General features: G+C 60.9%; 13 protein-coding genes. 9 read left to right on the top strand and 4 right to left on the bottom strand.

The annotated features are described in order from the left end of the window. Positions 1–6 precede the first annotated feature (6 nt). Positions 7–399, top strand: coding sequence for a hypothetical protein (locus ACUW6V_RS12045; protein ID WP_007853015.1), 393 nt, complete (start codon positions 7–9; stop codon positions 397–399). Here ACUW6V_RS12045 and uraH read toward each other — a convergent pair. Beyond that, positions 384–794 (bottom strand): hydroxyisourate hydrolase, encoded by a 411-nt coding sequence (uraH, locus tag ACUW6V_RS12040; protein ID WP_007779416.1) that lies wholly within the window; start codon positions 792–794, stop codon positions 384–386. The genes ACUW6V_RS12045 and uraH overlap by 16 nt on opposite strands. A gap of 132 nt (positions 795–926) precedes the next feature. On the opposite strand from uraH, the gene hprR reads away from it, so the two are divergent. Then, positions 927–1,607: a response regulator transcription factor HprR gene (gene hprR / locus ACUW6V_RS12035; protein ID WP_032970957.1), complete on the top strand. Its 681-nt coding sequence runs from the start codon at positions 927–929 to the stop codon at positions 1,605–1,607. After that, on the top strand, positions 1,600–2,961 hold the full coding sequence (locus ACUW6V_RS12030; protein ID WP_454038401.1) for a heavy metal sensor histidine kinase: 1,362 nt from the start codon (positions 1,600–1,602) through the stop codon (positions 2,959–2,961). The genes hprR and ACUW6V_RS12030 overlap by 8 nt, the downstream gene beginning before the upstream one ends. 1 nt (position 2,962) lies before the next feature. Here the strand turns inward: ACUW6V_RS12030 and ACUW6V_RS12025 are convergent, their stop codons facing one another. Together ACUW6V_RS12025 and ACUW6V_RS12020 are read right to left on the bottom strand one after the other, a co-directional pair. Continuing rightward, complete coding sequence (locus tag ACUW6V_RS12025) at positions 2,963–3,613, bottom strand: CPBP family intramembrane glutamic endopeptidase (RefSeq protein ID WP_161574824.1); 651 nt, start codon at positions 3,611–3,613, stop codon at positions 2,963–2,965. 131 nt (positions 3,614–3,744) lie between these two features. Next, positions 3,745–4,794 (bottom strand): glycosyltransferase, encoded by a 1,050-nt coding sequence (locus tag ACUW6V_RS12020; protein WP_454038400.1) that lies wholly within the window; start codon positions 4,792–4,794, stop codon positions 3,745–3,747. Positions 4,795–4,979: 185 nt separating this feature from the next. Between ACUW6V_RS12020 and paoA the strand changes: the two genes are divergently transcribed. From paoA to ACUW6V_RS11995, 5 genes are all read left to right on the top strand, one after another. Further along, entirely contained in the window at positions 4,980–5,558 is a 579-nt protein-coding gene (gene paoA / locus ACUW6V_RS12015; RefSeq protein ID WP_063265716.1) for an aldehyde dehydrogenase iron-sulfur subunit PaoA, read from the top strand. Beyond that, positions 5,555–6,508 carry an FAD binding domain-containing protein gene (locus ACUW6V_RS12010; RefSeq protein WP_004386527.1) on the top strand — a complete coding sequence of 318 codons (954 nt, stop codon included), beginning with the start codon at positions 5,555–5,557 and terminating at the stop codon, positions 6,506–6,508. Before paoA ends, ACUW6V_RS12010 begins: the two co-directional genes overlap by 4 nt. Further along, positions 6,508–8,706 (top strand): aldehyde oxidoreductase molybdenum-binding subunit PaoC, encoded by a 2,199-nt coding sequence (gene paoC / locus ACUW6V_RS12005; protein WP_454038399.1) that lies wholly within the window; start codon positions 6,508–6,510, stop codon positions 8,704–8,706. The genes ACUW6V_RS12010 and paoC overlap by 1 nt, the downstream gene beginning before the upstream one ends. 70 nt (positions 8,707–8,776) lie before the next feature. Continuing rightward, entirely contained in the window at positions 8,777–9,712 is a 936-nt protein-coding gene (locus tag ACUW6V_RS12000) for an XdhC family protein (protein WP_032987620.1), read from the top strand. Next, positions 9,712–10,290, top strand: a complete 579-nt coding sequence (locus tag ACUW6V_RS11995; protein WP_454038398.1) for a nucleotidyltransferase family protein — start codon at positions 9,712–9,714, stop codon at positions 10,288–10,290. Before ACUW6V_RS12000 ends, ACUW6V_RS11995 begins: the two co-directional genes overlap by 1 nt. A 29-nt stretch (positions 10,291–10,319) precedes the next feature. Here the strand turns inward: ACUW6V_RS11995 and ACUW6V_RS11990 are convergent, their stop codons facing one another. After that, the gene (locus tag ACUW6V_RS11990; protein WP_097649611.1) at positions 10,320–11,186 is read right to left on the bottom strand and encodes an aldo/keto reductase family oxidoreductase; all 867 of its coding nucleotides are present in this window, start codon (positions 11,184–11,186) and stop codon (positions 10,320–10,322) included. Between the two features lie 76 nt (positions 11,187–11,262). On the opposite strand from ACUW6V_RS11990, the gene ACUW6V_RS11985 reads away from it, so the two are divergent. Further along, positions 11,263–11,880 carry a TetR/AcrR family transcriptional regulator gene (locus ACUW6V_RS11985; protein WP_454038397.1) on the top strand — a complete coding sequence of 206 codons (618 nt, stop codon included), beginning with the start codon at positions 11,263–11,265 and terminating at the stop codon, positions 11,878–11,880. Positions 11,881–12,101: the final 221 nt, after the last annotated feature.

The raw sequence follows: 12,101 nt of genomic DNA, 5'->3' as shown, positions 1-12,101 counted from the left end.
GCCATTATGGCGACGATGCATTTTGCGGTCTGGTATTCCACGACGGACGACGTACAGGCGCTGCGGGAGGCGCTGCCCGCGCCCGGCTGCGAGCGCCATTTTTTGCAGGATTTCGGCTTCGCGCAGGGGTACGCCGACGACGCGATCGCGCTCTGGTACGGCGCGACGCCTGGCGAAAAAGGGTCGATACACCCGCACAACCCGGCGCTCGACCCGCACTTCGCGTTTTTAACCCGCGCGGCGGGGGAGCAACTGTGTGAGCGCGGCGTCAGCGAGATCCGCTTCCTGTACGCGCTGCCCGATGTGGACTACTACGGCGAGACCGAATCCTCGCCGCTGCTCGTCTTTCTCGGCAATATTCTCTGCTGCCCGCCGCCTGGGTTTCAGCTGCCGCGATAGGTGGAATAGCCGTACTGGCTCAGCAGCAGCGGCACATGGTAGTGCTCGTCGGTGTTATCGATATGGAACACCACCGGCACTTCCGGGAAGAAGCTGGACTGCTTGTGTGAGGCAAAGTAATCGCCGGTTTCAAAAATCACGCGGTAGTCGCCTGCGGCAGCGGGCGCGTCCGGCCAGAGCGCCTTAATGCGGCCATCTTTATCGGTCGTCGCCTGGTTCAGTGGCTCCCACGCATTCCCCTGTTTTTTCTCCAGTTTTACCACCACGCCCGGCGCGGGCTTGCCGGTCTGTTCGTTCAGTACATGCACGCTCAGTAAATTCGCCGGCGCGGCAAGTGCGAGGCCCGGCAGGGCGAAAAGGGCTGCGGCGGCAAGCGTTTGAAAACGGTTCATCATCATTCCTCCTTAAGTGGTTGTGCACTCATCCTGCCACCCGCGCGGGCGAAAACGCCTGACGCGAAGATGACAGTTTTGTCATCCTGCGCATCGCTGCTGGGCAGCGCCCGCGTTCTTTGCGAGACTGTCGCCATGAAACTGCTGCTGATTGAAGACAACGACAAAACCCGCGCGTGGCTCGAAAAAGGGCTGCGGGAGGCGGGGCTGGTGGTGGACGCCGTCGCCGACGGGCGCGATGGCCTGCACCTGGCCCTGGAGCAAGACTACGCGCTGATTATCCTCGATATCATGCTGCCGGGGCTCGACGGCTGGCAGGTGTTGCGCGCGCTGCGCACCGCCAAAGCCACGCCGGTGCTCTGCCTGACGGCCAGAGATGCGGTAAGCGATCGCGTGAAAGGGCTGGAGCTGGGGGCCGATGATTATCTGGTGAAGCCCTTTTCCTTCGCTGAACTGCTGGCGCGCGTGCGGGCGCAATTGCGCCGCCATGCGCCTGCCGCCGCGACGCTACAGGTGGCGGATCTGACGCTTGATACCGCGCGTCACGCCGCCAGCCGCGGCGGCGAGCGGATCGCGCTGACCCGCCAGGAATTTACGCTGCTGTGGCTGCTGGCAAGCCGCGTCGGGGAAATTTTACCGCGCACGCTGATCGCCAGCGAAGTCTGGGGGATTAACTTTGACAGCGAAACCAACGTGGTGGATGTCGCCATCCGTCGCCTGCGCAAAAAAATCGACGATCCGTTCCCGCTCAAGCTGATAGAAACCGTACGCGGCATGGGTTACCGCCTCAATGCACCGGAGCAGAGCGATGCGTAGTCCGTCGTTAACGCTGCGCCTGACGCTCATCTTCACGCTGCTGGTGGCGTTCGCCTGCGGCGTCACAGGTATATCGCTCTACCGCTCGTTAAGCGCCGAGCTTCTCTGGCGCGATGACCAGACGCTGCTGAACCGCGCCTCACAGCTGCGCCAGCTGCTGACGGACGGCGCCGAGCCGCGCCAGCTGCCGCTCTATTTCAACCGGATGCTGGATACGCGCCAGGATCTGCTAATGATAAAACGCGCGGAGGGCGAGACGCTGGTGAACATCAACCAGGCGGGCGTCGCGCTGCCGACGCTTGCGCCGGTGCCGCCGGGGCGCGGCGTGAACGCGCAGGCGCTACACCGCTGGCAGCGGCCTGACGGCGTCTCTATCAGCGCGCTGGCGCTGACGGCGAGCGATGCGCGCGGCCCGCTCATCATCACCGTGGCGCGCGTGGCGCAGGAGCGCGCGCAGATGCTGGCCCAGTATCGCCGGGAGAGCCTGATGGTGTGCCTGCTGGCGACGCTCGCCGCCGCGCTGCTCAGCCCGTGGCTTATCCGCCGTGGCCTGCGCGCCATCGCCCGTCTCAGCGAGGCCACCGCGCGCACCGGCAGCGAGACGCTGCAACAGCCGCTCAGCCTGGAAACCTTACCGCGCGAGCTGCTGCCGCTCGGCGAGGCGCTCAATACCATGCGTCACCGTCTGGCGGAGGATTTTGCGCGGCTGACGCGCTTTGCTGACGATCTCGCCCACGAACTGCGCACGCCGGTTAACATTTTGCTGGGGCAAAATCAGGTCGCGCTGCAACGCCCGCGCAGCGTTCAGGAGTATCAGAGCCTGCTTGCCGGAAATATCGAAGAGCTGGAGCAGATGACCCGGCTGATTGAAAACATTCTGTTTCTCGCCCGCGCCGATCATCAAAACATCGCGCTGAAGCGCGAAAGGCTGGCGCTTGAGCCGTTTATCCATCAGCTGACCGATTTTCTGGAGCCGCTGGCGGAAGAGCAGGCGATAACGTTTAACGTTCAGGCTCAGGGTGATATTTTCGCCGATCGTCTGCTCCTCCAGCGAGCACTCACTAACCTTCTGACCAACGCGCTGCGCCACGCGCCTGCTGGCAGCGAGGTGCGGATTACCGCCGTTCAGGAGGCCGGAGAAACCGTGCTCAGCGTCGCCAACCAGGGCGCGCCGATTGCGGAGGCGGAAAAGCTATTTCTGCGTTTCTGGCGCGGGGATAACGCACGCCACACGCCCGGCACCGGGCTTGGGCTGGCGCTTACAGAGGCGATCGCGCGCCTGCACGGCGGGGAAACGGCAGTAGATCATGGGGCGGGCTGGAACCGCTTTCGTCTGCGGTTCCCGGCGGCCTGATTCAGGCGAGCTTCAGCGCCGCCATCATGCCGATAATATTGGTCGCCGAATGCAGGACGATGGGTGCCAGCAGGCTGCCGGTGTGAATACGCACCTGGCAGAGAATTATCGAGAAAACAAACAGCCAGACGAAGGTGGTGGGCATCTGGTACTGCGCGTGGCCGATGGCGAAAAACAGCGACGTGCCGACCATCGCGACCGTCTGGCCGGTTTTTCCCCAGCCGATGCCCGCATTCAGCAAAAAGCCGCGGCAAATAACTTCTTCAACGACAGGGGCCAGCAGGCAGATGCAGATAGCCGTCAGCGCAAGATTAAAGGATGACATCTGTGAAAGCGTCGCGCTCCACGGCTCTTGTCTGCCGAACAGCCCGTGAATAAAAGAGAGCGCCAGCAGCGCCAGCCCTGGCCATACCAGCGACTGCACGCTCAGCCCGCCCGCAGGCAGCAGGCCGAAGCGCTTCTGGTAACGCTGCCAGCAAAACAGCGCGAACGGCAGCCAGAACACGAAATAGAGCAGCGGCGTGGCGAGCCCGGCGCGGTAAATGCTCATATAGCCCGGCAGCATCGACACCACCATTGGCAGCATAAACCAGGCCAGCCCGACGGTAATACAGAGCAGGGTATGTTGAAGTCGGTCGGCGGGCGCGTTCATCGGGACGTCCTTGTGGCTAAGGAAAGGGGGCGGGCCATTCCCGCTGCCGCGGATTATACCTGGCCTTTCCCCGCCGATAAGCTTTTTTGTGGTGGCTGAAGCGGAACCCGGAAAGCGAAAAAAGGCGTGCTTCAGGCGTTCAGCCGCGCCAGCCCTGCCTTCGCCGGTGGATAATCGCCGCACTGCGTATAACAGGCCTGCGCGTCCGCCGTCATGCCGGAGATTTCCAGGATCACCCCGATGTTGTACCAGGCCTTAAAGCTGGTCACGCCCGCTTTGCTGCTCTGCGGCATGCGGGTGCAGTGTAAGAAGGTGTCTACCGCCGCCTGTAGCTGGCCGTTGTTCATCAAAATCAGCGCTTTAAGAAACAGGAAATCGGCGGAGGTATACCAGCGTTCGTAATCAAGAATGCTCATGGCCGCCGCGTAATCGCCCTGATTAATCAGCGCATAGCCCAGCGTTTCGACCATCTCTTCGACATACTCCAGCGCCACGTTCGGTTCATAGCTCAGCGCCTTGCGAAACGACTCTGCCGCCGGGGCATAGTCGCGTTTGAGAAAATGGCTTTTGCCTAGCTGAAACCAGAGATACGGATCGTCCGGCTGCGTCTGCAACGCCCGTTCCAGCAGGCGGATGTTACGGGTAATTTTATCCGTCTCCTGCAACACCGCTTTTTTGTAGCCGACATGATCGAGCGTCACGGGCACCGGGAACATGTCGCCCGGCGCGTGGCCCTCGCGCGGCGTCACCTGCTCGTGGATCACGCCCTGATAGTGATAACGCGCCTTCGGGAACAGGCGCGACACCCGCTCGCGCAGGGTGGTGACGCCCTCGCCTTCGTCAATATAGTTAATTCGCTCCACGCGCCCCACGCCCTCCGGGTGCGCGTGGATAAGCGCCTGTAGCGCCGGAATATCCACCGCTGTTATGGATTCATCGGCATCAATCACCAGCACCCACTCGTGACGGGCGTAAGCCAGCGAGGCGTTGCGCGCCGCCGCGAAATCATCCACCCACGCGAAGTCATACACCTTGTCGGTAAAGCGTTGTGCGACGGCTCTGGTGTCGTCCTGCGAGCCGGTATCGACAATCACGATATCGTCGAAATGCGCGGCGACGGAGGCGAGGGTATCGGCAAGATGCTTTGCCTCGTTTTTCACGATCATGCAGATGGAAATCATAGCGTCAGGTTCAGGCGGCTTCGGGGGAATTCACGATACCAGAGGTATCGGCGGCGGGCGGCAATTTTTTAGCGGCGCCTGCCAGCGCGTCAGCGCCGTCTATTATTAACTCTCCGTTATAAAAAAAGCCGCGCGGCATCGTAGCGGCAACACTCTTTTCACTTTGACAATACTGGAGGCCTGGCATGAGCAACCACGGCGATGAAACACACCACGGGCATCTGCGCGATGCAGGCGACCCGCCGCCGCAATATGTCCCGCTGAGGCTGACGGTGAATGGCGAAACCCGGCAGCTGGAGGTCGACACCCGCACCACGCTGCTGGACGCGCTGCGCGAACATCTGGCGCTGACGGGCACCAAGAAAGGCTGCGATCACGGCCAGTGCGGCGCGTGTACGGTCATCATTGACGGACGGCGCGTGAATTCGTGTCTGACGCTGGCGGTGATGCATCAGGATGCCGACGTCACCACCATTGAGGGGCTCGGCTCGCCGGAAAACCTGCACCCGATGCAGGCGGCGTTTGTAGAGCATGACGGTTTTCAGTGCGGCTACTGCACGCCGGGGCAGATCTGCTCCTCGGTCGCGATGCTTAAAGAAATCGAAGCGGGCATCCCAAGCCATGTGACGCACGATTTAGTTTCACCGCCGGAAATGACCGCCGACGAGATCCGCGAGCGCATGAGCGGCAATATCTGCCGCTGCGGCGCGTATGCCAACATTCTTGCTGCGATCGAAGATGTCGCCGGGAGTGAATCCTCATGAAAGCTTTCACTTACGAGCGCGCCGCGACGCCCGCAGAGGCGGCGGCCAGCGCGCAGCGCACGCCGGGCGCAAAATTCATCGCGGGTGGCACTAACCTGCTCGATCTGATGAAACTGGAGATAGAAACGCCGGTACATCTGATAGACGTTAACGGTCTCGCGCTGGATACAATTGAGCCGACAGAAAACGGCGGTTTGCGGATTGGCGCGCTGGTGCGCAACACCGATCTGGCGGCAGATGAACGCGTGCGGCGCGACTACGCCGTGCTCTCACGCGCGCTGCTGGCCGGGGCGTCCGGGCAGTTACGCAACCGGGCGACGACCGCCGGGAATCTCTTGCAGCGCACCCGCTGCCCCTATTTCTACGATACCAACCAGGCGTGCAATAAGCGTAAGCCTGGCAGCGGCTGCGCCGCCATGCAGGGTTACAGCCGCCAGTTAGCTGTGGTAGGCGCGAGCGACGCCTGTATCGCCACGCACCCGAGCGATATGGCGGTCGCCATGCGCTTGCTGGACGCGGTGGTGGAAACCATCAACCCGAACGGTCAGGCGCGCCGTATTCCGGTCGCGGAATTCTACCGTGCGCCTGGCGATACGCCGCATCTGGAAACGGCGCTTGAGCCCGGCGAATTCATTACGGCCGTCACCCTGCCGCCGCCGGTGGGTGGAACGCATATCTACCGCAAAGTGCGCGACCGCGCCTCTTACGCGTTTGCGCTGGTGTCGGTGGCGGCGATTGTGCAGCCGGACGGCACCGGGCGCGTGGCGGTGGGCGGCGTGGCGCATAAACCCTGGCGGCTCGATGCCGCAGATGCGCAGGTGCCTCACGGCGCGCAGGCGGTGTATGACGCGCTATTCGCCGATGCGCAGCCGACCGCGGAAAACGCATTCAAGCTGGTGCTGGCGAAACGCACCATCGCCTCGGTACTGACGCAAGCGAGGGCAGGCTGATGAAATTTGAAAAACCGGCAACAGAAAACCCGATCGACCAGCAGAAAGTGGTCGGACGGCCGCGCGATCGTATCGACGGCCCGCTGAAAACCTCAGGCCAGGCCACTTACGCCTATGAGTGGCACGATGAAGCGCCGAACGCCGCTTATGGTCACGTGGTAGGCTCCGCCATCGCCAAAGGGCGCATCGTCGCGATGAATATCCAGGCGGCACAACAGGCACCCGGCGTGCTGGCCGTAGTGACGGCGGAAAACGCCGCCCTGCCCGGTAAGGGCGATATGAACGCGGCAACACTGCTGGGCGGCCCGGACATTGAGCACTATCACCAGGCTATCGCGCTGGTGGTAGCGGAAACGTTCGAACAGGCGCGCGCGGCCGCCGGGCTTATCGCCGTGGAATATGAAGAAGCGCCGGGCCATTACGATCTGGCAAAGCAAAAACCGTCGGTGACCACGCCGCCGGACGATACGCCCGATAAAATCGTTGGCGATTTTAATAGCGCTTTTGAAAGCGCCGCCGTGCAGCTCGATGCCACATACACCACGCCCGATCAAAGCCATATGGCGATGGAGCCGCACGCGTCCATGGCCGCGTGGGAGGGCGATAAACTCACGCTCTGGACGTCCAGCCAGATGATTAACTGGTGGCGCGGCGATCTCGCTAAAACGCTCGATATTCCTGTTGAAAACATCCGCGTGCGTTCGCCGTTTATCGGCGGCGGCTTTGGCAGCAAACTCTTTTTGCGCAGCGACGCGGTGCTGGCGACGCTCGGCGCCCGCGCAACGCAACGCCCTGTGAAAGTGATGTTGCCGCGCCCCTTTATTCCCAACAACACCACGCACCGCCCGGCCACGATCCAACGGGTGCGCATCGGCGCGCACAACGACGGGCGCATCACGGCCATCGCCCATGAAAGCTGGTCCGGCAACCTGCAGGGCGGCCCGACGGAGACGGCGACCAACCAGACGGAGCTGCTCTACGCGGGCGCAAACCGCCACACCGGGCTGCGGCTGGCGGAGCTGGATCTGCCCGAGGGCAACTCCATGCGCGCGCCTGGCGAAGCGCCGGGCATGATGGTGCTGGAGATCGCGATGGATGAGATGGCCGAAAAACTCGGCATCGATCCGGTGGAGTTTCGCATTATCAACGACACGCAAGTGGACCCGGCGCACCCGGAGCGCTTTTTCTCGCGCCGTCAGTTGGTGGAATGTCTTCGTACCGGGGCGGCGCACTTCGGCTGGCATCAGCGCAACCCACAACCGGCGCAGGTGCGCGAAGGCGACTGGTTGATTGGGCTCGGTATGGCGGCGGGGTTTCGTAATAACCTGGTGACCAAATCGGGCGCACGCGTGCATCTGGACGCGCAGGGCCATGTCACCGTGGAAACGGACATGACGGATATCGGTACCGGCAGCTATACCATCATCGCGCAAACCGCCGCTGAAATGATGGGCGTGCCGCTGGAGCGCGTGACGGTGCGCCTGGGCGATTCCGATTACCCCATCTCTTCCGGCTCAGGCGGGCAGTGGGGCGCGAACAGCTCCACGGCGGGCGTGTACGCGGCGTGCGTCAAACTGCGCGAAGCGGTCGCCAATAAGCTCGGTTTTGACCCGAACCGCGTTGAATTTTTTGATGGCAATGTGCAGGGCGACGGGCGCATCGCGGCGCTCGCCGATGCCGCCGCTGACGGCACGCTGACGGTTGAAGACACCATGGAATATGGCGATCTCGATAAACAGTTCCAGCAGTCCACGTTCGCCGGACATTTTGTGGAAGTGGCGGTCGAGGCCAACACCGGCGAAGTGCGCGTGCGCCGGATGCTGGCGGTCTGCGCCGCCGGGCGCATTCTCAACCCGAAAACCGCGCGCAGCCAGGTGATCGGCGCGATGACGATGGGGCTTGGCGGGGCGCTGATGGAAGAGCTGTTCGTCGATACGCGGCGCGGCTTTTTCGTTAATCACGACATGGCGCTCTATGAGGTGCCGGTTCACGCCGATATCCCGACGCAGGAGGTGATTTTCCTGGAAGACACCGACCCGGTGTCGTCGCCGATGAAAGCCAAAGGCGTGGGCGAGCTCGGCCTGTGCGGCGTCAGCGCCGCCATCGCGAACGCGATTTACAACGCCACCGGCGTGCGCGTGCGCGATTATCCCATCACGCTGGATAAGCTGCTTGAAGGGCTGCCAGAGATGGCATAAGGACGTGACGGCTGGCGGCTGCGCGTCGCCAGCCGCACCCGATCGCCGTTTAACAGAAGGATGAAAAAAGGTGCTGCAACAACCCCTGCTGACAGAACAGGCGCGGCCTGAGGCGGCGTTTCTGACCGACGACAGCACCGCGATTTTACGCTTTGCGGCGCAGGCGCTGCGCGCTGGCATGGCCGCCGCGCTGGTCACGCTGGTGGAGATCCGCGGCGGCTCGTCACGGGCGCTCGGCGCGCAGATGGCCGTGCGCGACGACGGCGCGTATTGCGGCTTTGTCTCCGGCGGTTGCGTGGAGGCGGCCGCCGCTTTCGAGGCGCTGGAGGCGATAGCCTGCGGCGAGGACCGCATGGTGAAATATGGCGAAGGCTCGCCCTATTTCGATATTGTGCTGCCGTGCGGCGGCGGCATTACGCTCGCGATTCACCCGCTACGTGAGGCGACGCCGCTGCTGGCGGTGCTGAATGCCCTTTCGCAGCGCAAAGCGGCCGGGCTGCGTTATCACCCTTCCACCCAGACGCTGCAAAGCGTGCTCCCGGTACAAAAGACCGGCTGGCGCGACGACGTCTTTGACGTGCGCTACACGCCCTGCACGCAGGTCATTATTTTCGGCCGCTCCGTGGAGGCTGAGGCCACCGCCACTATCGCGCAGGCGGCAGGTTACGACGTGCTGATGAATGACGGCGTCAATCCGCAGACTGCTTGTGCGCAGATGGATGCCGATACCGCCGTCATCGTGCTTTTTCACGATCTTGATCGCGAGTTACCGGTACTTGAGGCGGCGCTTTCTGACGCGCCGTTTTACATCGGCGCGCTCGGCAGCCAGCGCACCCATGCCGCACGCACCGTGGCACTGCGCGAGCGGGGCTTTAGCGAGCAGGATATCGCCCGCATTAAAGCGCCGATCGGGATTTTCCCGAAAGCCCGCGACGCGCAGTCGCTGGCGCTGTCGATTCTTGCTGATGTTGCGGCGGCGCGACTCAACCGTGAGGCCGCAGGCTGATGCCCGAAACCCAGCCGGTCATCATTATTCTCGCTGCGGGAAAGGGTGCGCGCTTTCGCGCGGGTGGCGGGACAACGCACAAGCTGGAGGCGCTGCTGGCGGGTAAGCCGGTGCTGCAACACGTACTGGCGGCGGCGCAAGCTTCTGGCCTGCCGTGGCATCTGGTCAGGCCGGAAGGTGGCACTGACGGCATGGGCGAGTCCATCGCGCTCGGTGTGAAAGCCACGCCAGACGCCGCAGGCTGGCTGATTCTGCCGGGCGATCTGCCGCTTATAACGGCCGCGTCGCTGCAACGAGTGGCGCAGGCGCTGAATGAAAAGCCCGTCGTGGTGCCGTACTATCAGCAGCGTCACGGCCACCCGGTTGGCTTCCGGCGTGAGTATTTTGATTCTCTTGCCCGGCTTACTGGCGATGAGGGCGCCAAAGCGGTTGTGCAGGCGGCAAGAGCGCGCGCAGATGTGTTGACGCTTACGTTAAACGACCCGGGCATCGTGCAGGATATCGATGTGCCTGAGGATTTAGCAGCGGCGGAACACGATAAAAATAACGCCATACAGATTTTACGAACACGCTGGTGAAATGCGTAAAATCTGACGGCGTTTCGCGCTTACGCGGCCAGCTTATTTAACGCGTCAAGGGTTTCCTGAGAGAGCGTTAACTCCGTGGCTTTGCTGTTTTCATGGAAATGCGCGACTGATGACGTACCCGGAATTAATAAAATATTCTCGGACCGGTTCAACAGCCAGGCGAGCGCTACCTGCATCGGTGTCGCCGATAATTGCGTTGCGATAGTCTCAAGCGTTGAGGACTGCAACGGTGAGAATCCGCCTAACGGGAAAAACGGCACATAAGCAATCCCGGCGGCGGCCAGTTCATCAATTAACGCCTCATCGCGACGGTGAACGATGTTATACATATTCTGCACGCAGCTTATCGGCGTTATCTGCCGCGCCTGCGCAACCTGTTTCTGCGTGACGTTACTTAAGCCGATATGTTTAATCAGCCCCTGTTCTTTTAATTTCACCAGGGCTGTGAGCGGCGCTTCGATAGATCCTTCCGCCGGGCCGTGGACATCAAACATCACGCGAAAATTGACGACATCCAGCGCGTCGAGCTTCAGGTTGCGCAAATTATCGTGAACGGCTTGCGTTAATTCTTCAGCCGAAAATGCCGGGTTCCACGAGGCATCATTTCCGCGTGTCGCACCGACTTTAGTTACAATCGTCAGGTCGTCGCGGTAAGGGTATAACGCTTCGCAAATCAGTTGATTCGTAATGTGCGGCCCGTAAAAATCGCTGGTATCAATATGATTAACGCCCGCCTCAACGGCCGCGCGTAATACGCTGAGGGCTGCATTTTTATCTTTCGGCGGGCCAAATACGCCTGGGCCTGCGAGCTGCATCGCGCCATATCCAAACCGTCTGACTTCACGGCTGCCAAGTTTATAGGTACCGCTTTTTTCAATACTGTTCATGACGACCTGCTTGCTGTATGGGTGTGAAGGAAGTATTAGTATATGAAGCATCCTTCAGTTTAAGAATTCGCATTCCATGAAGACCTCCGCAGCACCGCTCAGCCCGCGTAAAACCCCGATCCAGCGCCGTTCCGTGGCGACGGTGGAGGCGCTTCATACGGCAACCATTCAGGTTTTAGTGACCGAAGGGCTAAGCCGTTGCACCACCACGCGCGTGGCCAGCCGCGCAGGGATGTCGGTCGGGAGCCTTTATCAGTATTACCCTAACCGCGACGCGCTGCTTTCCGGCGTGCTGGAATTACACTTAACCAAAATTGCCGATGCGCTTGAAGCCGCGTGTATTTCCGTGCGTGGCAAACCCGTCGGGGAAATGGCCTGTACGATGGTGCAGGCTTTTCTGAGCCTGAAATTAGCCAATCCTGATGAATCAAAAGCGCTGTATGGCGTGGCGGCAGAGCGTGATGGTGCCCGGCTAATGGGCGTGATGTATGAGCGAATGGTGAATGATATTGCGCAAACACTTATTACCGCCCCGGATAATACCTTCCCCGACCCGGTATTCACCGCCCATCTGGCGCTGGGCGTCATTACCGGGCCGACTAAGGCGTTTCTCGAAGGGTTTATTCCACACGACTATACCGGGCAATTTCAGGTGCATTTGTCGCGGTTGTTAGGGGGTTATTTGAAGGGATGACATGAATCATTAATTATGAAAGTGTATTAATTTATGGTTGATATCAAAACTATGAATACCTACTGCATTTTTTAATCTTCATTAAAGATAACTTAATTAAATAACAACTCCTTTTTACTTCTTGTGTCGTATAGCGGTAAATAACCGTTATTGCTGTCGTGTTCTATTCAATGACCCAATGAAAAGCTTTATGTCATCGATCTGATTTAATAAAGGAGTTC

It is taken from the genome of Cronobacter sp. 153480017-3, from assembly GCF_053627815.1.
This window is presented reverse-complemented; position numbering and strand designations above follow the sequence as displayed.

Coding starts and splice junctions, on each gene's coding strand:
- ACUW6V_RS12045 (WP_007853015.1), top strand. CDS start 7: ATGGCGACGATGCATTTTGCGGTCTGGTATTCCACGACGGACGACGTA.
- hprR (WP_032970957.1), top strand. CDS start 927: ATGAAACTGCTGCTGATTGAAGACAACGACAAAACCCGCGCGTGGCTC.
- ACUW6V_RS11985 (WP_454038397.1), top strand. CDS start 11,263: ATGAAGACCTCCGCAGCACCGCTCAGCCCGCGTAAAACCCCGATCCAG.
- ACUW6V_RS12025 (WP_161574824.1), bottom strand. CDS start 3,613: ATGAACGCGCCCGCCGACCGACTTCAACATACCCTGCTCTGTATTACC.
- paoC (WP_454038399.1), top strand. CDS start 6,508: ATGAAATTTGAAAAACCGGCAACAGAAAACCCGATCGACCAGCAGAAA.
- paoA (WP_063265716.1), top strand. CDS start 4,980: ATGAGCAACCACGGCGATGAAACACACCACGGGCATCTGCGCGATGCA.
- ACUW6V_RS11995 (WP_454038398.1), top strand. CDS start 9,712: ATGCCCGAAACCCAGCCGGTCATCATTATTCTCGCTGCGGGAAAGGGT.
- ACUW6V_RS12010 (WP_004386527.1), top strand. CDS start 5,555: ATGAAAGCTTTCACTTACGAGCGCGCCGCGACGCCCGCAGAGGCGGCG.
- ACUW6V_RS11990 (WP_097649611.1), bottom strand. CDS start 11,186: ATGAACAGTATTGAAAAAAGCGGTACCTATAAACTTGGCAGCCGTGAA.
- ACUW6V_RS12020 (WP_454038400.1), bottom strand. CDS start 4,794: ATGATTTCCATCTGCATGATCGTGAAAAACGAGGCAAAGCATCTTGCC.
- ACUW6V_RS12030 (WP_454038401.1), top strand. CDS start 1,600: ATGCGTAGTCCGTCGTTAACGCTGCGCCTGACGCTCATCTTCACGCTG.
- uraH (WP_007779416.1), bottom strand. CDS start 794: ATGATGAACCGTTTTCAAACGCTTGCCGCCGCAGCCCTTTTCGCCCTG.